General features: G+C 45.9%; 22 protein-coding genes. 15 read left to right on the forward strand and 7 right to left on the reverse strand.

Going from position 1 to position 19,774, the window contains the following annotated elements:
* Positions 1 to 160 precede the first annotated feature (160 nt).
* Entirely contained in the window at positions 161 to 601 is a 441-nt protein-coding gene (locus tag FTU50_RS13205; protein WP_005175783.1) for a GNAT family N-acetyltransferase, read from the reverse strand.
* A gap of 10 nt (positions 602 to 611) precedes the next feature.
* A complete protein-coding gene (locus FTU50_RS13210) occupies positions 612 to 1,832 on the reverse strand; it encodes an SAM-dependent methyltransferase (protein ID WP_180047310.1) in 1,221 nt (406 codons plus the stop codon).
* A 107-nt stretch (positions 1,833 to 1,939) separates the two neighbouring features.
* Here FTU50_RS13210 and FTU50_RS13215 point away from each other — a divergent pair, with 107 nt between their 5' ends.
* The 3 genes from FTU50_RS13215 (at position 1,940) to FTU50_RS13225 (ending at position 4,583) form a co-directional block, all read left to right on the forward strand.
* Positions 1,940 to 2,581, forward strand: a complete 642-nt coding sequence (locus FTU50_RS13215; RefSeq protein WP_005175777.1) for a hemolysin III family protein — start codon at positions 1,940 to 1,942, stop codon at positions 2,579 to 2,581.
* A gap of 141 nt (positions 2,582 to 2,722) precedes the next feature.
* On the forward strand, positions 2,723 to 4,042 hold the full coding sequence (locus FTU50_RS13220; protein WP_075167916.1) for an MFS transporter: 1,320 nt from the start codon (positions 2,723 to 2,725) through the stop codon (positions 4,040 to 4,042).
* A 136-nt stretch (positions 4,043 to 4,178) separates the two neighbouring features.
* Positions 4,179 to 4,583 carry a hypothetical protein gene (locus FTU50_RS13225; RefSeq protein ID WP_180047308.1) on the forward strand — a complete coding sequence of 135 codons (405 nt, stop codon included), beginning with the start codon at positions 4,179 to 4,181 and terminating at the stop codon, positions 4,581 to 4,583.
* Between the two features lie 18 nt (positions 4,584 to 4,601).
* On the opposite strand, the gene FTU50_RS13230 is transcribed toward FTU50_RS13225, so the two are convergent.
* The gene (locus FTU50_RS13230) at positions 4,602 to 5,612 is read right to left on the reverse strand and encodes a metallophosphoesterase (protein ID WP_104470660.1); all 1,011 of its coding nucleotides are present in this window, start codon (positions 5,610 to 5,612) and stop codon (positions 4,602 to 4,604) included.
* 161 nt (positions 5,613 to 5,773) lie between these two features.
* On the opposite strand from FTU50_RS13230, the gene FTU50_RS13235 reads away from it, so the two are divergent.
* Positions 5,774 to 7,354 carry a phospholipase D family protein gene (locus tag FTU50_RS13235; RefSeq protein WP_257222851.1) on the forward strand — a complete coding sequence of 527 codons (1,581 nt, stop codon included), beginning with the start codon at positions 5,774 to 5,776 and terminating at the stop codon, positions 7,352 to 7,354.
* A gap of 21 nt (positions 7,355 to 7,375) precedes the next feature.
* On the opposite strand, the gene FTU50_RS13240 is transcribed toward FTU50_RS13235, so the two are convergent.
* Positions 7,376 to 8,191 carry a 1-acyl-sn-glycerol-3-phosphate acyltransferase gene (locus FTU50_RS13240; protein ID WP_034597361.1) on the reverse strand — a complete coding sequence of 272 codons (816 nt, stop codon included), beginning with the start codon at positions 8,189 to 8,191 and terminating at the stop codon, positions 7,376 to 7,378.
* Positions 8,192 to 8,559: 368 nt separating this feature from the next.
* On the opposite strand from FTU50_RS13240, the gene hflX reads away from it, so the two are divergent.
* The 6 genes from hflX to FTU50_RS13270 all read left to right on the forward strand — a co-directional run bounded on the left by hflX (position 8,560) and on the right by FTU50_RS13270 (position 12,732).
* Positions 8,560 to 9,918, forward strand: coding sequence for a ribosome rescue GTPase HflX (gene hflX, locus FTU50_RS13245; protein ID WP_034597358.1), 1,359 nt, complete (start codon positions 8,560 to 8,562; stop codon positions 9,916 to 9,918).
* 35 nt (positions 9,919 to 9,953) lie between these two features.
* Positions 9,954 to 10,325, forward strand: coding sequence for a hypothetical protein (locus FTU50_RS13250; protein WP_045794996.1), 372 nt, complete (start codon positions 9,954 to 9,956; stop codon positions 10,323 to 10,325).
* Between the two features lie 11 nt (positions 10,326 to 10,336).
* On the forward strand, positions 10,337 to 11,011 hold the full coding sequence (locus tag FTU50_RS13255; RefSeq protein WP_016659801.1) for an LrgB family protein: 675 nt from the start codon (positions 10,337 to 10,339) through the stop codon (positions 11,009 to 11,011).
* Positions 11,012 to 11,102: 91 nt separating this feature from the next.
* Positions 11,103 to 11,549: a DUF2147 domain-containing protein gene (locus FTU50_RS13260; RefSeq protein ID WP_163142734.1), complete on the forward strand. Its 447-nt coding sequence runs from the start codon at positions 11,103 to 11,105 to the stop codon at positions 11,547 to 11,549.
* A 179-nt stretch (positions 11,550 to 11,728) separates the two neighbouring features.
* Positions 11,729 to 12,175 carry a DUF2147 domain-containing protein gene (locus FTU50_RS13265; RefSeq protein WP_005175748.1) on the forward strand — a complete coding sequence of 149 codons (447 nt, stop codon included), beginning with the start codon at positions 11,729 to 11,731 and terminating at the stop codon, positions 12,173 to 12,175.
* A 104-nt stretch (positions 12,176 to 12,279) separates the two neighbouring features.
* Positions 12,280 to 12,732: a DUF2147 domain-containing protein gene (locus FTU50_RS13270; RefSeq protein WP_180047302.1), complete on the forward strand. Its 453-nt coding sequence runs from the start codon at positions 12,280 to 12,282 to the stop codon at positions 12,730 to 12,732.
* Between the two features lie 80 nt (positions 12,733 to 12,812).
* Here FTU50_RS13270 and FTU50_RS13275 read toward each other — a convergent pair whose 3' ends face one another.
* From FTU50_RS13275 to pdxA, 3 genes are read right to left on the reverse strand one after another with little or no spacing between them, the layout of a single operon-like run.
* On the reverse strand, positions 12,813 to 13,655 hold the full coding sequence (locus FTU50_RS13275; RefSeq protein ID WP_104472009.1) for a symmetrical bis(5'-nucleosyl)-tetraphosphatase: 843 nt from the start codon (positions 13,653 to 13,655) through the stop codon (positions 12,813 to 12,815).
* Positions 13,656 to 13,662: 7 nt separating this feature from the next.
* Positions 13,663 to 14,475 (reverse strand): 16S rRNA (adenine(1518)-N(6)/adenine(1519)-N(6))-dimethyltransferase RsmA, encoded by an 813-nt coding sequence (rsmA, locus tag FTU50_RS13280; protein ID WP_180047300.1) that lies wholly within the window; start codon positions 14,473 to 14,475, stop codon positions 13,663 to 13,665.
* A 30-nt stretch (positions 14,476 to 14,505) separates the two neighbouring features.
* Positions 14,506 to 15,474: a 4-hydroxythreonine-4-phosphate dehydrogenase PdxA gene (gene pdxA / locus FTU50_RS13285; protein WP_160243510.1), complete on the reverse strand. Its 969-nt coding sequence runs from the start codon at positions 15,472 to 15,474 to the stop codon at positions 14,506 to 14,508.
* A gap of 330 nt (positions 15,475 to 15,804) precedes the next feature.
* Here pdxA and rplM point away from each other — a divergent pair, with 330 nt between their 5' ends.
* The 5 genes from rplM (at position 15,805) to FTU50_RS13310 (ending at position 18,722) form a co-directional block, all read left to right on the forward strand.
* Positions 15,805 to 16,233 (forward strand): 50S ribosomal protein L13, encoded by a 429-nt coding sequence (rplM, locus tag FTU50_RS13290; RefSeq protein WP_004857442.1) that lies wholly within the window; start codon positions 15,805 to 15,807, stop codon positions 16,231 to 16,233.
* Between the two features lie 12 nt (positions 16,234 to 16,245).
* Entirely contained in the window at positions 16,246 to 16,632 is a 387-nt protein-coding gene (rpsI, locus tag FTU50_RS13295; RefSeq protein ID WP_004785251.1) for a 30S ribosomal protein S9, read from the forward strand.
* 323 nt (positions 16,633 to 16,955) lie between these two features.
* Positions 16,956 to 17,609 (forward strand): glutathione S-transferase N-terminal domain-containing protein, encoded by a 654-nt coding sequence (locus FTU50_RS13300; RefSeq protein WP_180047298.1) that lies wholly within the window; start codon positions 16,956 to 16,958, stop codon positions 17,607 to 17,609.
* Positions 17,610 to 17,618: 9 nt separating this feature from the next.
* Positions 17,619 to 18,047, forward strand: coding sequence for a ClpXP protease specificity-enhancing factor (locus FTU50_RS13305; RefSeq protein WP_005175725.1), 429 nt, complete (start codon positions 17,619 to 17,621; stop codon positions 18,045 to 18,047).
* A 21-nt stretch (positions 18,048 to 18,068) separates the two neighbouring features.
* Positions 18,069 to 18,722 (forward strand): hypothetical protein, encoded by a 654-nt coding sequence (locus FTU50_RS13310; protein ID WP_005175723.1) that lies wholly within the window; start codon positions 18,069 to 18,071, stop codon positions 18,720 to 18,722.
* Positions 18,723 to 19,774 lie beyond the last annotated feature (1,052 nt).

Below are 19,774 nucleotides of genomic sequence, written 5' to 3' on the forward strand. Positions count from 1 at the left end.
CATGAAATACGGTATTCTGATGTGACAAAACCTGAATCCTGGTCGTTAAAGTGTTTGTTTACACTCATATTTTAACTGTTAGGACTCAGGTTTTTTTATTTAAAGCAAACTATGGGACAGCAGTGGACTTCACGTCCGCTTTTTTATTGGATGCAGATTGCTATTTTTCTTCAGTTGGGTGCAGTTCACGGCGCATCCGAATATGCGGAATGCCACAGTCCAGATATTCCTCACCTTCGACCTGAAAACCAAGCTGCTGATAAAAACCGGTGGCATAGACTTGTGCTGATAACACCAGAAAAGGACGCTGCTCCTGCTGGGCCTGCTGAATAATGGCTTCCATCACTTTCTTGCCCAGACCTAAACCTCTGTAAGACTTTAAGACCGCAACCCGGCCAATGCTATGGTTGGAGAGCAAACGTGCGGTAGCGATTGGCTGCTGCTGTGCATACGCGACAAAATGTAGCGCTACTGCATCCTCCTGATCCCATTCATCTTCCGGGGCAATTGCCTGCTCCTGAATAAAAACCGCTTCACGAATTACTTTGGCATCGGCCTGCAAGTCCTGCCAGCTGCCGGCATGAATACTGATCTGGCTCATTGTTTTATCCTTAACATTTACGTCCGATATCCTGCTGGTCCCACTGATCATTCAGCAATAGCTCCAGCGAATGTTTCTGAATGCCATAGAGTTCTTTTAAGGCCTGAATCTGGGCCAGCACCGCCGCATCTGGCGCAGTATAGTCTTTGCGTTTGGTGGCCAGAATCATCTTGTTTTTGCTGGTATGTTCCAGTGACACAAACTCAAACACCTTGGTTTCATAGCCATAGGCTTTCAGCAATAAGGCCCGGATGGTATCGGTGAGCATTTCCGCCTGCTGTCCGGCATGGATTCCAAAGTGCAGCATCGGTTGCAGCACTTTGGGTGCCTGTAACTGCGGACGCAATTCTTTATGGCAACACGGCGCACACATAATCATTTGTGCATTCAGGCGAATGCCGGTGTGAATGGCAAAGTCGGTGGCGACATCACAGGCATGCAAGGCAATCATCACATCCAGCTGTTCCGGTGCATAGGTACGGACATCGCCCTGGAAAAAGTCCAGTTGCTGAAAGCCGGAATCTTGCGCCACCTGCTGGCAGAACGCGACCATTTTCGGATTCAGTTCCACACCGGTCACATACGGCGTCTGCTGATGCTTGGCCAGATAGTCATACAGGGCAAAAGTTAAATAGCCTTTACCGGAACCAAAATCGACAATATGCAAGGGCTGATCTTGAGTGTTGAGCTGCTCCACCGCCCCGGAGAAAATTTCCACAAATTTATTAATCTGTTTCCATTTTCGCGCCATGCTCGGAATGATCTGGCCATGCTGATCGGTAATGCTTAAATGCTGCAAAAATGGGCTGTCCTGTTCGACATAACGCTGTTTGCTGCGGTCATGACCTTGCGTAACAGTTGCCGGTGCAACCTCAGCTTTTTTCTTGTTCACCATCAGCATGGCTTTTTTCTTGTTCTTTTTCAGCTGCAGGTCTTCATCCAGGGTCAATAAATTGGCCTGTTTGCAGCAGCCTAGCAGCGCGCTGACCTGAGCCACTGCCTCAGTGAGCGGATAGTTTTTGGTGACATCCTGGGTTTTATATCGGTACACACAGTTCAGTACAGCTTCATTTTGTAAAGAAATGACCCGGAAGGTCATTTTTTCCAGCTGTTCAAGTTCGCCTTTGTACTGACTCAGAATTAAACGCTCAAAACGCTGTGTTTCAATGGCTTGCTGAAATGTATCTAGAAATTGTTGTTCCGGATTGGGAGAAGTCGCCAATTGAGACATGAGTAAAACCTGAAATGAATTGCAGCTAAAGTGTAAAGCGTCTTACGCGAAATGCAAAATTGAATTACTATACATTCGTATATTTTAATTATAACGATCCCACGCTTATGAATGCACCCTTGGCACCCGACTACGATCCGGTTGAAGAACGAATGAACTTCATCAGCCATGCCATAGGCGCGGCTTTGGCGCTGGTGGCCGGTATTTTTTTAGTGATTAAAGGCAGTTATTTAAGTATTGGCCCTTGGATCGGGCTGTGGGTCTATGCGCTGAGTATGTTCCTATTGTTTTCGGCGTCCAGTCTGTACCATTATGCCGACAGCCCACAGCGCCGCGGCTGGTATAAAAAGCTCGATCACACCGCCATCTATTATTTAATTGCTGGCACCTATACCCCTTTTCTGTCTATCGCCATTCCTACTGCCAAAGCGCAATATCTGTTAATTGCACTGTGGATTATTGCCCTGATTGGCACTGTATTTAAGCTGGTTTTCATCAACCGGTTTCAGAAAATTTCACTGATTGCCTATCTGGTGATGGGCTGGTTAGCACTTCTGGTGATTGATGATATGCAACGCTTTTTAAGTCCACCTGCGCTAACTTTTTTATTGATTGGTGGAATTTCTTATACGATTGGTGCATTGTTTTATGCGTTAAAACGGGTAAGATACACACACGCTATCTGGCATATTTTTGTATTGATCGGGGCAGGATCACATTTTCTGTCTATCTATCTGTACGTGATTTAATTGTTTTGATTCTCCATTTCAGTGACCCTGAGCGCGTTGAATCGAAACGATTGCCGTTGTTTTTTTAAGAAATTACGCCTTTTTTAAAAAGATTACGCTTGTAAAACTAATTTTTTATTTTTAATAAGTGTAAGGTCATTCATGGCGTCATCAACTTCTGCTGCAATCAATGAAGAAGCAGCACCAACGAACTCAAAATTTCGTGTCCTCACCGCGAGTCTGGTAGGCACTACCATCGAATTCTTCGATTTTTATATTTATGCGACTGCTGCGGTCATTATTTTCCCGTACCTGTTCTTCCCAACCAGTACCGATCCAATGACCGCCACCATTCAGTCTCTGGCCACCTTTGCCATTGCCTTTATTGCCCGCCCGATTGGCGCGGCACTGTTTGGTCACCTCGGTGACCGTATTGGGCGTAAAGCCACCCTGGTCGCTGCGCTGCTGACCATGGGGATTTCCACTGTAGCCATTGGCCTGTTACCCACCTATGCACAAATCGGCATTGCCGCACCGTTACTGCTGGCCCTGTGCCGTTTAGGTCAGGGGCTGGGCTTGGGCGGTGAATGGTCAGGTGCGGTTTTACTGGCCACCGAAAATGCACCGGAAGGCAAACGTGCCTGGTACGGCATGTTCCCGCAACTGGGTGCTCCAATTGGTTTTATTCTGGCCACCGGTTCCTTCCTGCTGTTAGGCGCGTTCATGAGCGAAGAAGCATTCATGAGCTGGGGCTGGCGTATTCCCTTTATTTCCAGTGCTTTACTGGTGATTGTTGGTCTGTGGATTCGTTTAAAACTGCATGAGACACCGGCTTTCCAGAATGTTTTAAACAAACAGAAAGAAGTGAATGTACCGTTTAAAGAAGTCATGACCAAACATTGGGGCATGCTGATTTTAGGCACCATTGCCGCGATCTGTACGTTCGTAGTGTTCTATCTGACCACGGTATTCGCGCTCAACTGGGGCACCACCCAGCTCGGTTATAGCCGCGCCGACTTCCTGGAATTACAGCTGATTGCTACCCTGTGCTTTGCAGCGTTTATTCCACTCTCAGCGATTTTGGCAGAAAAATTCGGCCGTAAAGCCACGTCTATTGGTGTGTGTGTTGTATCGGCGCTCTTTGGTCTGGTTTTTGCCAGCATGCTGGAATCCGGCAATACCTTGGTGGTGTTCCTGTTCCTGTGTATTGGTCTGGCGATTATGGGGCTAACCTATGGTCCAATTGGGACCGTCCTGTCAGAGATTTTCCCGACTTCGGTACGTTATACCGGCTCTGCGCTGACCTTTAACCTGGCCGGTATTTTCGGTGCCTCTTTTGCACCGCTGATTGCCACCAAACTGGCGACCGAATATGGTCTGGCTGCCGTGGGTTATTACCTGACTGCTGCATCTATCTTGTCACTTCTGGCCTTCCTGGCAATTCGTGAAACCAAGCATGATGATGTCAACAGCCAGATTTAAAATGTTCATCTGACTGAAAAACCAGCGTAGAGAACGCTGGTTTTTTATTTGTGATGCAAAATCATACACAAACACACTATTGCATCTGGCCAAGTTTAGAAACAATAAAAGCTTATCCCCACCAGCAGGTCATTGTATGGATTGTCTGATTGAAACCCTTCGGGAAGAACAACTGGTGAAAGTTATTTTGTTGCTGGATGATGGCAAACGCCATGAAGCGGTGCAGTACCTCAGAACAGACAGTCATTTGACTGAAGCAGAAGCCCAGCAGCTGATTGATGAACTGATTCGCCAGCACGGTCTGGCCATGGATGCCTCCAAGGGTGAATGTGCCCCCAAACCGATAGACGACATCAGCACACCTTATTTTGATACTGAAGATCCACCGCGCCCGCAGCTACATACCGAAGCACAAGCCCCGGTCGAAACAGCGGCAAATGGTATTGAAGATTTAAACCGGAACAATCACCGCCTGAATATCGGGGTATTGGTCTTGATTGGCGTCGTGATTCTGATTGCCTTGCTGTGGTGGGTCTTTTAAAACGCCCACCTTTTGGCATTAGCAGAGTTCAATAATATCAATGGTCGGTGGCACCCGAAAACGAAATGGCACACCCACCATCCCAGTACCAACAGTGACAAACACATCGGCATGTTCATGCCGGTACAGGCCTTTTTTATGGCCGACAATCGATACGCGTTTCATTACATAATCGGTCAGCCACGGCAATTCCACCTGACCGCCATGGGTATGCCCCGACAGCATTAAGGGATGAGTTGGCAATTTCGGCACCATATCGACCGTATCGGGGTTATGCGACAAAATCAGCCACGGCTTGTCTTGCGGTAAATCCGGCATATAGCGCATATCGGTACGGCCGGACCATAAATCGCCAATCCCAATCAGGCGGAACTCGTCAAACTCGACAATCTGCCCTTCAATATCAATCACATGATTAACCTCAAGCGCATGTTTGAGCAGTTCCTGAATCGGCGGTCCGGGATACTGTTCATCATGATTGCCGGTCACGGAATAAATTGGCGCTTTAATCTCTTTTAGTATTGCCAGTTCATCGGCCAGTTTATTTTCCGGCTCATAGGTCCAGTCACCTGCCACCAGCACCATTTCCGGTTCTTCCTGGTTAATCTTGGCGACAATCTGCTTGAGCTGGCGTTCATGCCCGGAAAACAGACCAATGTGCAGGTCGGCAATCAGGGCAATTCGGACCGGGCGTTGCAAGGGCTGATCGGGCAGCATCTGATAGCGGGTGGTTTTGACCAGAATCAGATGTGGCTCAATAAAACGCGCATAGACCAGCACACCACTGACCAGCCCGATAAAAATGGCTTCATGCAAGGAGTAATAGCCAATCCAGCCGGCATAAATACTAAAGAAAAACAGCGGAATTAATAAGTAAGACAGATAAAAGGCCAGCAGATGCACAAAGGCTTTAAAGGGATGAATCGTTTCTGTATTGGCCTGACTACGCCATGCCTGCGACACAGCCCAAACTGCCAATATGGCCAGGCCGATATAGAAATACAGTATAATTGATTGGCTATCCCACATAGTTATGCCCGACTCTCCCCCGGCGACTAAATTCGTCCGTTCTTATATTTATCTTTTCACAGCTGGCAATTATACTCAAACCAAATTTTGGACTTGTTTTAGACAATATGATACATCCTGACAAATTTAATTTGCAATCAAATACATACGCGAGAAGTTCTATGTCTTCTTCTACCGCGGCCATGCTGTTGAGTTGCAGTTTAGTGTTGGGAGTCAGTGGCTGTTCAACCCTGCCCAAACAGATTGAACATCCGGTTCAAATGGCTTTTGAAACGCCAACCGAGCATACCCATCTGGCCCAGATTGTATTGCCGCTGCGTGAAAAAAATCCGCAGCTGACCGGTTATCGGGTGCTGTACGATCCGCTGGAAGCCCTGTCAGCACGCTTGTATTTAATTGATAAGGCAGAAGAAACCCTAGACCTGCAATATTATATCTGGGACAACGACAAAATCGGGGCGCTGGCACTACATTCAATTATTCGCGCAGCTGATCGCGGCGTGAAAGTGCGCTTGCTGGTCGATGATAACAATGCCAAGAAAATGGAAGGTATTTATCTGGCGCTGGACCAGCACAGCAATATCGACGTCAAGCTATACAATCCGTACCGCTTCCGTAAATACCGCGCCATGGACATGGTGCTAGATTTAAAACGTATCAACCGGCGCATGCACAATAAAAGCTTTATTGCCGATAACCAGATTGCCCTGATTGGCGGGCGCAATATGAGTAACCAGTATTATAACGTCAGCGACAGCTATCAGTTTTCCGATGTCGATGTGATGCTGGTTGGTTCTGCCTCCGATGAAATCATTCACTCCTTTGATGAATACTGGAATGATGATTATGCCTATTCGGTCAAGCAGCTGGTCAATCCACAGCAGCATCATCTGCGTTATGAAAGCCTGAAACAGCAGCTCGAAGACCATTCTGCAGAAGTGGCGGTACAAAATTATCTTGATTTAGCCACACGCTCCCAAGCCATTGAACAGTGGTTTAACCACAAAATCCAGTTTGACTGGGTCAAAGCAGAAGTGGTGAAAGACTCGCCAAGCAAGATTAAAGACCGCGCACCCAAAGAAGAATTACTGAATTTCCAGCTGCTCAGTCATCTGGAAAAACCGACTGAAAGTGTGGATATTATTTCGGCCTATTTTGTACCGGAAGAATCCGGGGCTGACCGCTTAAAACAGCTGGCCAATGACGGCGTACAGGTGCGGGTACTGACCAATTCCTATAAGGCCAATGACGTTCCGCTGGTACACGCGTTTTATGCCAAATACCGTCAGGACTTACTGGAAAATGATGTCGAGCTGTATGAGTTTTTATATGCACCCGAGGCCGAGCATCTGAACAGCAATACCGAAGAACTGTCGAAAAAAGCCAAAGTCAGCTTAAAAGGTCTGAGCCGTTCCAGCCTGCATGCCAAACTGATGGCACTGGATGAAAAACAGGTCTTTATTGGCTCTTTTAATTTTGATCCGCGTTCGGCCTATTTAAACAGTGAAATTGGCGTATTGCTCAACAGTCCGACGCTGGCGAGATCGGTGCATCAGACCATGGATGCCAATTTATCCAAATATGCTTACCGTCTGGTGCTGGATGCACAAAACAACATTAACTGGCGTGTCGTAAATAGCAAAGGTGAAGAACGCGTATTTGTTAAAGAACCAAAAATGAAATGGTATGAAAAAGCAGCCATGAAAATCATTTCCTGGCTGCCAATTGAGGGCTTTATGTAAGCCTGCAACACAGGTTAAAGCTTAAGCACTGGCCTGCTGAATCAGGACTTTTTGATGCAGCTGCTCCAAGCCCTCAATCATCTTGTTTTGAACCAGCGAGGTCAGGCTTTCCACCGTATGCCCTTCTACCGAAATCGGGTTTAGAGCCATTAAATGTGCGGTGACCTTTGGCATTTCCAGCACATTTTTAACATGCTCAATAAAGGTCATTTCATTGATAAACGGCGCTACGGTATCCAGCTCGCCCTGCTGGTTGATATAACAGATCAGGCAGATTTGCACCGGACGCTGCGCTTCAATTGCCGCGCCCAATAAACGGCCATGTACTTTTTTAATTTTAGTCCCATCCGAAGTCGTGGCCTCCGGGAAAAACAGTACCGGCACATCCTGTTTTAAAAACTGGGTAATCTGGTCGCGGATTTTAATCGAATCTCCCGAACCGCGTTTAATAAATAAGGTCCCGCCACCTTTGGCCAACTTTCCAAACACCGGCCATTGCTCAATTTCAGCTTTGGCCAGAAAAAATACCCGCGCACCTGAACCGAGCACCGGCACATCTAGCCATGACACATGGTTGCTGACCCATAAGGCCGGCTGGGTGGGAATTTCTCCATGCACTTCGACTTCAATATTGAACACCTTGCACAACTGACGGCAAAAATGCTGCACATAACGGGTATTCTGCGGATTATTCGGCTGCTTATACAAGCTGTGACGATACACCAGATAAAAGCCTTCGCTCACCGCTGCCAGACCGGCAGTGATTTTTTTAGAATAGAGAAAAAATTTGGACAGACTATTCATTGAAGCGGATGAAGATAAAGAAACTTGAGACATAGCATAATCGTGAATTGCGAAAATCACAGCAAGAATTGTTCAGAGAACTGTATTCTATCTTGAAGCAATTGACCAGACATTGATCATAAGCATCGAAAAACTGTCCAGATCGCTCAATTGAAATGCGCTATACCAATTCTTCTACAGTCTTGCTGCAATGGATAAATCCACAGCAAATCCCTTGATGTAATGATCATGCTGATGAATCAGATACAACGATCAAGCTTTCCATGCCTCCCTCTCACAAAGAGGATGATACTGATTCCAAATTGAGGATTGTGAGGATTCGCCTGCTTTTTGTCATGCTGCTGTAATCATCTTCATCTAGTTCACGCAGCTGGCGCTTTTTGCTCTAGAATAGAATTTTCATGAGGAGAAATGCCCAGGTGCCAGATTACCAGCAACATCAAGGTGGTGAACGCGTTGTGCTCGTGAGCGTCAGCGTACAGATTTTAGAAGACCTTGATGCAGAAGAATTTCATCTGCTTGCAAAATCTGCAGGTGCTGAAGTTTTGCAGCATGTGTTTGCCCAGCGGATTAAACCCGATGCCAAGTTATTTATCGGTTCTGGTAAAGCGGACGAAATTGCTGCGCTGGTTGCAGAACTCGAGGCTGAACTGGTGATTTTCGATCATGCGTTGACGCCGGCACAGGCACGTAATCTTGAAAAAATCATGAAATGCCGTGTGGTCGACCGGACCGAGCTGATTCTGGATATTTTCGCCCAGCGCGCCCGGACCTATGAAGGGAAATTGCAGGTCGAGCTGGCACAATTGCATCACCTCTCCTCACGCCTGATTCGTAGCCGCGGCAATCTGGACAGTCAAAAAGGCGGGATTGGTTTACGTGGTCCGGGTGAAACCTTGCTGGAAACCGACCGCCGCCTGTTAAGAATTCGTATGGGCCAGCTGAAAGCCAAACTGGATAAAGTCCGCCAGACCCGTATGCAGGGTCGTGTGGCCCGTCAAAAAGCCGCCGTTCCTACCGTATCACTGGTTGGCTATACCAATGCCGGCAAATCGACGCTGTTTAATATTCTGGCCAATAGCGATGTCTACGCCGCCGATCAGCTCTTTGCTACGCTCGACCCGACCTTACGCCGGCTGGAATGGGATGGGATTGGTACGCTGGTGCTGGCCGATACCGTGGGTTTTGTCCGTAATCTCTCGCACTCGCTGGTGGAATCATTTAAGGCCACGCTGGAAGAAACTCTGGAAGCGACCTTGTTGCTGCATGTGATTGATTCCAGCAGTCCGGACATGCTGGAACAGATTGAAGCAGTTGAGCGCGTCCTGAAAGAAATTGGCGCAGATGTGCCGGTGCTCAGGGTTTATAACAAAATCGACTGCACCGGCGAGCAGGCCAAAATTGTCTATGCCAAGCCTCATCAGCCGGAGCGAGTGTATATTTCAGCACATTCGGGTCAGGGACTGGAACTGTTACGTCAGGCGGTACATGAATGTCTGATGGGCCAGATTCAAAGTTTTGATGTGGTATTAAAACCGGCCTATGGCAAATTACGCAACCAGTTTTATGAACTGAATGTGATTCAGTCCGAGCACTATGATGAGCAGGGACAACTGAATCTGCGCGTAAATATGGCCCCTGCCAAACTGGAACAGATGATCCGTCAGGCGCACTTGCCGCTGGACGAAATTCTGGGTGCCAAGGCTCAGCAATTTAAACGGCCTTTAGAAGAATTTGAAATTGATGATGAGATCAGTTAAAACTTGAACAGTAAAATATGACCGACTGATAAAAAATGAACAGGCTTAAACGTATCGACTGGCCAGCTTGGATTGGCACACTTCTCTTAATTATTGTATTTCGTGAAACAGCCGTCTGGATTGCGACCTATTTCAACCATCCTGAACTGGGCAACCTGATGGGTTTACTCAGCCTGCTGGTGGTGCTTTTCCTGTGGCGCCGACTGCATAAAATTCCAGCCCGGATTGTCGATACCAACAATAAAATCATGAAAGAAAGTGCGTTTGCCTTTTTACCGATTAGTGCCGGCTCACTGCTGATGCTGACCCATATGGGCAATAAAATTCCGGCTTTTCTGGTGGTGCTGTTTCTCAGCACCCTACTGCCGTTATGGTTGTATGCCAAAATGGCCAAACGCTGGCTCTAGGAGATTAAAACATGCTCGCAATTGTTTATGGCTTTTTAATCACCCTGGTGGCCTATCTGCTTGCCAAACCCTGTAACCAGAAACTGCCGCAAATTCCGGTCATTGTCTTTGGCATGATTTTTATTGTGCTACTGCTGTATGTATTTGGCATTCCCTATGAAGATTATATGGCACAGGTCAATCCGCTGTTTAACCATCTGCTGGGTTATGTGACCGTGGCACTGGCGATTCCGCTGGCGGCCATGCGCTATGATGATCTGCCGCTCAAAGCCATTCTGGGCATTTTGCTGTTTGCCAGCATCAGCGCCGTAGCCTTGCCAATGGGACTGGCCTATCTCTTACATATGGCCGGGGATGACATCATGGCATTTGCCACCCGTGCCGTGACCACGCCAATTGCCATCAATATTGCCACCCTGCTGGAAGCGCCGGTCAGTCTGGCCATTCTGATTGTGATTTTATCCGGGGTGATTGGTGCCGCTTTCTCACCGCTGCTGCTGCGTCATATTAATGATGAGCGCGCCTCAGGACTGGCCTTAGGCCTTGCCGCACATGCGATTGGCACAGCACAGGCCTGGCAACGCGGTAGTGTGGCCGGTCGTTATGCTGCATTTGGGATGGCGGTGAATGCCGTGTTTACCGCAGTCTGGCTGCCAACATTTATACTCTTTATTCAAAAAATGTGACTCAAGAATCAATATTTACATCTTGTGTTGATGAAAAAATATTCTTAAGATGAAAATTGAATTTTTTGAAGTGTATTAAAGGGATAGAAACATGGGAAAATTTAAATATACAGTGGCACTTCTGGCAGCCACATTCAGTGCTGGCGTTTTCGCGGAAGATCTCTCCGGTACCTGGCGCAATATTGATGATAAAACCGGTTCATCCAAAGCCATTTTAGAGATTCGTCAAGAAGCTAATGGCACTTATACCGCTAAAATCGTCAAAGTAACGCCACGTCCGGGTTACACAGCAAAAGAAACCTGTGTCAACTGCCCTGCGCCTTATACCAATCAGCCCATTTTAGGCATGGATGTACTAAAAGGACTGGCGTATAAGGGCAAACACAACTATAGCGGCGGCAAGATTATTGATCCGCTGTCTGGCAATATTTACAGTACCAAAGCTAAACTGAGCAGCAACGGTAAACGTCTAACCCTCAGAGGTTATGTCGGTGTATCGGCCTTAGGACGCAGCCAAACTTGGATTAAAAGCGAATAATTAATCACTTCTCTTTTCACATAAAATGCCACACGTTCGTGGCATTTTTTATTGGTTTTTCTGCATCTTAGTTGCAACTTTAAAATTAATTACCTCTCAAATCGCTTGACTCCTTCCACAACTCGCTTTATACCTTGAATTAACCTCTGTGATAACTTTCGACAATCAAAGGAACTGATATGAAGAAAAATGTATTGATGGGCGCATTTGCAAGCTTCATCTTCAGTGGCTCAGCGTTTGCATCAGACCTAACGGGTATCTGGCAAAGTATTGATGACAAAACAGGCTCACCTAAAGCACTTATTGAAATTACCCAAGCTGAAAATGGCAGCTTTACAGGTAAAATTATTAAAGTCACACCAAGACCAGGCTATACTCCAAAAACTATGTGTGTGAATTGTCCTGCACCTTATACCAACAAACCTTTGGTGGGTTTGGAAGTTATTCATGGCTTAAAGCATGTGGAAAATAACAACTATGCCGATGGACGTATTTTAGATCCACTTACAGGCAAAATGTATAGCCTGAAAGGCCGTTTAGCGTCTAATAATAAACGTCTAACTTTACGTGGTTACGTCGGAATTTCAGCCATTGGTCGGACACAAACGTGGATTCGCCAACAATAAGCGAGTAATTGTGTCGCATCGGTCATTTTTTCTAGATACTCGGGACTTTGTGTCAGTCAATTCACAGATTAGACTAGCCGCAAAGACCGAGTAAGGGAAATAAAATGATTCAGAAATTGGCTTTAGGAATAGCCGTCATCTTCGGCAGTCTAAGCACTTTGGCGATGGCACAAGATTTAGCAGGGACTTGGCAACAAATTGATGATAAAACAGGCTCACCTAAAGCTGTCATCGAAATTCGTAAAGAAGCCAATCAAACCTATACGGGTAAAATTATTAAAGTAACTCCACGTCCAGGTTATACCCCACGTGAACTTTGTAATAAGTGTCCTGCGCCTTATACTGACCAACCTATTTTAGGGATGGATATTTTAAAAGGCTTAAAACAAGTCAAAGATAGCAATAATTACGAAAAAGGACGCGTAATTGATCCATTGGCAGGTCGTATTTACGATGCAAAAATCCGCCTCAACTCGACAGGTAAGCGTTTGACTTTGCGCGCTTATATGGGGGTGTCTACACTAGGGCGCAGCCAAACTTGGATTCGAATTCAATAAAATTCAAAAAAACAGCCACTTTAATAGGTGGCTGTTTTCATTTCGACATCACATTTTTAAATTATAAAGATAAAATATTGTTACCATTCTTCCAGTGGATTATCCACTGTAAACAATTGCTGGTCTTCCAAACGATAAGCCACCAGTTGATGCCCCCAGACACAGCCCCCATCGACATTCTGAATCTGGGCGGAAATAGTTTTGCCTTGCAGCGCGGCCCAGTGCCCAAAAATAATCTGATGCGTTTCAGCTGCAGCCGAAACATATTCAAACCACGGTTTAAAGCCGGCCGGCATCGGATCGTCCAGACTGTCTTTAAAACTGAACTCCAGGCGTCCTTCTGCATCGGTCAGGCGCATGCGGGTTAGATAGTTGACGATACAGCGTAAGCGTTCATTGCCTTGCAAATCATCTGACCAGAGGGCCGGCTCTTTGCCAAACATCTCGGCCAGAAAATGATCCATCACCGCAAAATCGTCATGCTGAATCACCGCTTCAACTTCTTTGGCCAGCGCCTGAGTTTTTTCTGCGTCCCACAAATGCGGAATACCGGCATGGGTAATGATGGTCGATTCATTCGGACAGACACATAACGGCTGCTTGCGTAACCAGTCAATCAATTCATCGCTGTCGATGGCATCAATCACATCGCGGGTCTGGTCTTTGTCTTTAATCTCTTTCAGGCCACGTGCACCAGCCAGCAAAGTCAGGTCATGATTGCCCAGCACTGTGGTCGCAACACCACGATCGGCCAGCTTTTTGACAAAGCGCAACACGCCAAGCGAGTTTTCACCACGTGCCACCAGATCACCGGCAAACCAGATAAAGTCCTGATCCGGATCAAAGCGGATTTCCTTGAGCAAGGCTTTCAGGGCTTCAAAACAGCCCTGTACATCGCCAATCACATAGTTATAACGTGCCATCGTTGTTTTACACCACCATTTGATCTGCCAAAGCCACAAATTCGGCCAGGGTCAGGGTTTCTGGACGTGCCATCGGATCGACACCGGCTTTTTCAAAACCATCTTCTGCCAGCATGCCTTTTAAGCTATTGCGCAAGGTTTTACGACGCTGGGTAAACACATGCGAAACCAGACGCGATAAAGCCTTTTCATTTTTCGCCACAATCGGTTTCACCTCATACGGCTCTAAACGAAACACCGCAGAAGTCACTTTTGGTGGCGGGCTAAAAGAGCCCGGTGGCACTTCAAACAGGAAAGTTGGTTTGCAGTAATACTGAATCATCACCGACAAACGGCCGTATTCTTTGGTATTTGGTGCAGCCGTAATCCGGTCGACCACTTCTTTTTGCAGCATGAAGTGCATGTCTTTGACTTTGTCACCAAACTCCAAGAGATGGAACAACAGTGGGGTCGAAATGTTATACGGCAGGTTACCCACCACACGGAGTGGACGGTCATCTTCAAACAGATTGCTAAAATCATATTTCAGCGCATCGGTTTCAATAATGGTTAAACGTTCCGGATGTGGCACACGCCCCGGCAAACCGGCAGCCAGATCACGGTCCAGTTCCACAACGGTCAAGGCATCACATTCACCAATTAATGGTGAAGTTAAGGCCGCCAGACCCGGGCCAATTTCAACAATATTATCGCCCGGACGCGGATTGACCGAGCGTACAATTTTCGCAATCACACGTTGGTCATGTAAAAAGTTTTGACCAAAACGCTTGCGCGTGTGGTGCCCTTCATCTTTCGGGTTTAAGGCATTAATCTGATACATAAAGATTTCCAACGTGTAATAAAGACAAGATCAGTGACGCGCTAAATCCAGCGCCAAATCAACAGCCACATTCAGGCTTGAGCTTTTCGCAAGACCGCTGCCTGCGAGGGAGAGTGCTGTGCCATGATCAACTGAAGTGCGAATAAACGGCAAGCCCAAAGTAATATTGATGGCTTCACCAAAGCCTTGCGATTTTAGCACAGGTAAGCCCTGATCGTGATACATCGCCAGAACCGCATCGGCATCTTTTAGGTTTTCCGGAGTAAATAAGGTATCAGCCGGCAGGCTTAAACTCATCTGGATGTCCTGCGCGCGATAGCTTTCCAGCACCGGATTAATCACCTCAATTTCTTCCATGCCCAAATAACCGCCCTCACCGGCATGCGGATTTAAACCACAGACCAGAATATTCGGCTGCTCAATTTTAAATTTGGATTTTAAATCGTGGATGAGAATATCAATCACCTGATGCAGACGTTCAGCGGTAATCGCATCAGCCACTGCACGCAGCGGTAAATGCGTAGTGGCCAGGGCCACTCTTAGGGTTTTGGTGGCCAGCATCATCACCACGCGCGGCACGCCCGCAAACTCCTGGTAATATTCGGTATGGCCACTAAAGGCTATACCAGCGTCATTGATGACTGACTTCTGTACCGGCGCAGTCGCTACCCCGACACTTTTGCCTGACATGGCATAATCGGCCGAACGACGTAGCTGTTCCAACACATAAGCGGCATTTTGCGGATTCAGCTCGCCCATCACCACAGCTTGCTGTAAAGGCACATGCTCGACATAGAGCTGCCCTTTTTCTGAAGAAGCAGTTTGCCCGCTGTATTCAATCAGTTCTACCGGCATCTTCAACACTTGCGCACGCTGGGCCAGCATGGCCAGATCGGCCAGAACCACAACGGGACGCTCATCTACACGGTCGGCAAGATGCAGACAAATATCCGGGCCAATGCCGGCAGGTTCACCACTGGTCACATATAAAGGCAGCATGATTGATCCTAAACAATAAGGCATCTCCCATTATAAGCAGACTTTGACCGCAGCGGCCGTGAATTCTGCTGAAGATTCGGGCAGATTGGCCGGTTTTGGGGCAATCTAAACTGCTTTTGAAGGCGGATATTTAGCTGAAAGTTGATCAGTACTAGGCACGGCAGATGGATGTTCTTGGCAAGTCTTTTCTTTTCTCAGGATTTTGATTAAAATACAGCGCTTGAAATTTTATATTTTCATTGTGGTTCTCGACAATTTCGTTTAGAATCTCGTCTCCTTTTTGTTTGGACTGATTCACCGTCCAAACCAACTATAATAGGTAGTGGTTTAATGAAAACTCTCAGCGCTAAGCCAGCTGAAGTTCAACACGACTGGTACGTTGTTGATGCTTCTGGCAAAACTTTAGGTCGTCTTGCGACTGAAATCGCTCGTCGTTTACGCGGTAAGCATAAGACTTCTTATACTCCTCACGTTGACACTGGTGACTACATCGTTGTTATCAACGCTGAACAAGTTCAAGTAACTGGTAACAAGTCACTTGACAAAAAATACTATCGCCACACTGAATTCCCAGGCGGTTTAAAAGAAACTAACTTTGAAAAGTTAGTTGCTCACAAACCTGAAGAAATCTTCCAACGCGCTGTGAAAGGCATGTTGCCAAAAGGTCCTCTTGGTTATGCAATGATCAAGAAAATGAAAGTGTACGCTGGTAGCGAGCATCCTCATACTGCTCAACAGCCACAAGTTTTGGATATCTAAGGGATACAGCACATGGCTACTAACTATGGTACAGGTCGCCGTAAGACCGCAACTGCACGTGTTTTCTTATCTGCTGGTACTGGTAAACTCGTGATCAACAACCGTTCATTAGAGCAATATTTCGGTCGTGAAACTGCTCGTATGGTTGTTCGTCAACCTTTAGAGCTTCTTGAAGCAACTGAAAAATATGACCTTTACATCACTGTTGCTGGTGGTGGTATCGGTGGTCAAGCAGGCGCGATCCGTCACGGTATTACTCGTGCATTAATCGCTTCTGACGAGACTTTAAAACCTGCTCTTCGTCAAGCTGGTTTCGTTACTCGTGACGCTCGTGAAGTTGAACGTAAGAAACTTGGTTTACGTAAAGCACGTAAACGTCCTCAATTCTCTAAACGTTAATTCGTTTACCGAGTTGGACAAAAAGCCTTGGTTTATCCAAGGCTTTTTTATTGGCTGTTATTTTAAAGATAAAAGAATTTATTGTTCAGGTACATCTTTACCCCAACTGCCCTCATGCAGCCAGAAGGCCTTGCTGAAATAATAGTTCACTACCCCAATTCCTAAGCAGAACATCAGAAACACAAGTTTTATCATCATACTGCGCCGCTCCTGTTATTTTTTTATAATCTAACCCATTTTCACCCGATTCATCCTTTTTCGCTTCGTGCTTTTTAGGTTGAATTTTAGTATCCTAACTGATTCATTTTGCTGCTTACTGATTTATGTCCTTGGAAAATACACCGCTACAGGGAATTACACTATACAGTCATGCAGACGATTTCCGCTCGCACTGGATTCGCCTGGTACTGGCTGAGAAGAATATTAAATATCATCTGGTCCTGGTCGACCATGAAGATGAAGATTTAGCCAGCCTGAATCCTTATAATCGCCTACCCATGCTGGTAGAGCAAGATTTAAAACTGTTCCATGCCCCAATTATTTCCGAATATGTTGATGACCGCTACCGGCAAAACAAGCTCTATGCCGATGCACCAGCACCCCGCGCAGAGCAGCGCCAATACATCTGGCGTTTTGAGCAGGACTGGCTAAAGCTGGCCGATATCCTGCTTTGCCATGAAGATACCCTGAATAGCGCAGCACAGGCCAAGGCACAAAAGCAGCTTCGTGATACACTGGTCTCACTCACACCATTATTTCAGCATTTCCCTTATTTTATGGCGGAAAACTTTGGCATCCTGGATTGTATGCTGGCCCCAATTTTCCTGCGCCTGAAAGCCATGGGCATTGAACTGCCAAAACAGCATTGCCGCCCGATTCATTTATATTGCCAGCGAAATTTTAGTCGCCCTGCATTTGTAAAATCCTTAACCGTGCAGGAAAAAAACCGCTATAGCGAATTTTTAATAAATAAGTAGAGAGTAGATATGTCTGAACAGGAACTCAACTTAAGCCCAACCCGTCCCTATCTAGTGCGTGCCATTTATGAATGGATTTGCGACAACCAGCTTACACCGCATATTCTGGTCGATGCCACCCAACCCAACACCATGGTGCCAGAGCAGTTCATTCAGGATGGCCAGATTGTGTTAAATATCGTGCCACATGCAGTCCATGGCTTGCACATCTCCAATGATGCCATCAGCTTTTCGGCGCGCTTTGGTGGCGTAGCACGCGATATTTATGTACCCATTGCTGCAGTTTTGGGGATTTATGCTCGCGAAAATGGCCAGGGTTTATTCTTTGATCCAAGTGAATATGAACATATCCAAAATGATCCAAATGCTTTAAAATCAAGCACAGAGGAACAAACTGAAACACCAAAGAAAAAACCAAGCCTAAGATTATTAGATTAAAAAAGAAATAGGAGTAAATGCATGGCTTTTGATTTAGTACAATACTTTAGCGATCAGGTTAAAATTCAAAAGCCTCAGCTTTTGCAGCAGTACGATGCTGATAGCCGCAATGCATATATCCAGGAACTCAATGCGCTAACTCTAGGCAAACTGATTCGTCTGTGGCGCGAAGATGACAATAAGCTCTATCAGGAAATCAAGACCCTCGATCCGCTGTATATTCAGGAAGTGTCCCGTCATCTGACCACTTCGGTACACAACCAGTCTGAACTGCCTAAACCTGAACTCGAACACGGTATTAGTGAAATTTTAAGCCTGCAACTGACCGAATTAAAACAGCTGGATGAAACCGGTAACTTTGGCAGCAACGGCTTAAAAGAGCTGCTACAGGGTCAAATTGAACATCTGTCAGGTCAGGCAGATGATTGGGTTTGGTCAACAAACGAGCTAACAGAGTTAAAGGGCTCTAAACCCCTTCCCCAAGAAGAGCTATCATTAGATGATACGATGAAGGAGTTTAATCAAATGTTACATCAACAAGCCGATCATGCGCCAGTAGAAAGCACAGTCGCAGCAGAACCGACTGTTCCAGGCTGGGCCAAAGTTTTGGAACCTGTCGTAGCAATTGCGATTCTATGGATTCTATATTGCGCAGCAAGCCAAATGTTTGCTTAAGCAGTCTGATTCCAAACCGCCTGACATAGGCGGTTTTTTATGGCTGAAATTTTCCAATAAATAGTTCAGTCTCCTTGTACGTTTTGGCTTACATTGAATGAAGATAATTGAGGCTAGGCGTACACACAGAATTTTCGTATTCTAAATTCATCAGGAAACAGGATGTTTCCCAAACGAAAAACAACAATAATAAGTTTGTACACCAGGATCGTGAGGTACGACAGGAGTTATACCTAAAGCACGAAATACGAAGAAACCCCGTCAGGATGATGGGGTTTCTTTTTATTTATTGCTTATCCTACTTTTGTAGCACCTTACCCACTACGGAAATAGACAGCTTTCACCTAGCTAAGCGGCGAAAGTATGACCTGAGATAAGCTGCTTACTAAACCTTTCTATCATCCTACTCTTAAAGAAGGATTAGGAACTACATTGAAAAATACTAGTCGGCAGTTCAATGAACCTTAGAGATGGTTTAGAGAGCATAATAAAAACTCATATTCCCTGTAGATAAGCCTGCAATAAACGCATATTCAACATAAAACTCTGTCATGTTGAATACATATAACACGGTACACACCAAGCCAAAGACCACTAATCCAGACATTACGGGTGCTGCCTTATACTCTGCATGCTTATATATTGGGGTTTGTACAATAGAATAATGTAATTTTTTTCGATTAATATAAAAGCGATTAAAAAGCGGTAAACGGATAATCAATATATACATCAGCACAATTCCGAGAATCCAATGTATTACCACCATCCAGTAGTTCAATAACACATGATCAGGATACATACCAATAGCCACAAAAATAACTGAAATACAGAGATTTAACAGCAAATAGCTGGGATAAAATTTTCTATACATGGATTATTTTTTAATAATTTTATTTATATTGAAGCACTATAACTTTATTAAAAGCATAAAAAAATCCCCCTGCTGTTTAAGCTCGGGGGATTTTGAATTAATGAGCTGGCGATGACTTACTCTCACATGGGTAACCCCACACTACCATCAGCGCTAAGAGGTTTCACTTCTGAGTTCGGGA

This window comes from Acinetobacter sp. YH12112 (assembly GCF_013418945.1).
GTDB classification, from domain to species: domain Bacteria; phylum Pseudomonadota; class Gammaproteobacteria; order Pseudomonadales; family Moraxellaceae; genus Acinetobacter; species Acinetobacter indicus.

What these genes read in the sequence shown, in the direction of transcription:
- FTU50_RS13250 (WP_045794996.1), top strand. Translation starts at nt 9,954, where the DNA reads ATGAACAGGCTTAAACGTATCGACTGGCCAGCTTGGATTGGCACACTT.
- FTU50_RS13305 (WP_005175725.1), top strand. Translation starts at nt 17,619, where the DNA reads ATGTCTGAACAGGAACTCAACTTAAGCCCAACCCGTCCCTATCTAGTG.
- hflX (WP_034597358.1), top strand. Translation starts at nt 8,560, where the DNA reads ATGAGGAGAAATGCCCAGGTGCCAGATTACCAGCAACATCAAGGTGGT.
- FTU50_RS13255 (WP_016659801.1), top strand. Translation starts at nt 10,337, where the DNA reads ATGCTCGCAATTGTTTATGGCTTTTTAATCACCCTGGTGGCCTATCTG.
- FTU50_RS13220 (WP_075167916.1), top strand. Translation starts at nt 2,723, where the DNA reads ATGGCGTCATCAACTTCTGCTGCAATCAATGAAGAAGCAGCACCAACG.
- rplM (WP_004857442.1), top strand. Translation starts at nt 15,805, where the DNA reads ATGAAAACTCTCAGCGCTAAGCCAGCTGAAGTTCAACACGACTGGTAC.
- pdxA (WP_160243510.1), bottom strand. Translation starts at nt 15,474, where the DNA reads ATGCTGCCTTTATATGTGACCAGTGGTGAACCTGCCGGCATTGGCCCG.
- FTU50_RS13260 (WP_163142734.1), top strand. Translation starts at nt 11,103, where the DNA reads ATGGGAAAATTTAAATATACAGTGGCACTTCTGGCAGCCACATTCAGT.
- FTU50_RS13265 (WP_005175748.1), top strand. Translation starts at nt 11,729, where the DNA reads ATGAAGAAAAATGTATTGATGGGCGCATTTGCAAGCTTCATCTTCAGT.
- FTU50_RS13275 (WP_104472009.1), bottom strand. Translation starts at nt 13,655, where the DNA reads ATGGCACGTTATAACTATGTGATTGGCGATGTACAGGGCTGTTTTGAA.
- FTU50_RS13230 (WP_104470660.1), bottom strand. Translation starts at nt 5,612, where the DNA reads ATGTGGGATAGCCAATCAATTATACTGTATTTCTATATCGGCCTGGCC.
- FTU50_RS13310 (WP_005175723.1), top strand. Translation starts at nt 18,069, where the DNA reads ATGGCTTTTGATTTAGTACAATACTTTAGCGATCAGGTTAAAATTCAA.
- rsmA (WP_180047300.1), bottom strand. Translation starts at nt 14,475, where the DNA reads ATGTATCAGATTAATGCCTTAAACCCGAAAGATGAAGGGCACCACACG.
- FTU50_RS13225 (WP_180047308.1), top strand. Translation starts at nt 4,179, where the DNA reads ATGGATTGTCTGATTGAAACCCTTCGGGAAGAACAACTGGTGAAAGTT.
- FTU50_RS13240 (WP_034597361.1), bottom strand. Translation starts at nt 8,191, where the DNA reads ATGTCTCAAGTTTCTTTATCTTCATCCGCTTCAATGAATAGTCTGTCC.
- FTU50_RS13210 (WP_180047310.1), bottom strand. Translation starts at nt 1,832, where the DNA reads ATGTCTCAATTGGCGACTTCTCCCAATCCGGAACAACAATTTCTAGAT.
- FTU50_RS13215 (WP_005175777.1), top strand. Translation starts at nt 1,940, where the DNA reads ATGAATGCACCCTTGGCACCCGACTACGATCCGGTTGAAGAACGAATG.
- FTU50_RS13235 (WP_257222851.1), top strand. Translation starts at nt 5,774, where the DNA reads ATGTCTTCTTCTACCGCGGCCATGCTGTTGAGTTGCAGTTTAGTGTTG.
- rpsI (WP_004785251.1), top strand. Translation starts at nt 16,246, where the DNA reads ATGGCTACTAACTATGGTACAGGTCGCCGTAAGACCGCAACTGCACGT.
- FTU50_RS13270 (WP_180047302.1), top strand. Translation starts at nt 12,280, where the DNA reads ATGATTCAGAAATTGGCTTTAGGAATAGCCGTCATCTTCGGCAGTCTA.
- FTU50_RS13205 (WP_005175783.1), bottom strand. Translation starts at nt 601, where the DNA reads ATGAGCCAGATCAGTATTCATGCCGGCAGCTGGCAGGACTTGCAGGCC.
- FTU50_RS13300 (WP_180047298.1), top strand. Translation starts at nt 16,956, where the DNA reads ATGTCCTTGGAAAATACACCGCTACAGGGAATTACACTATACAGTCAT.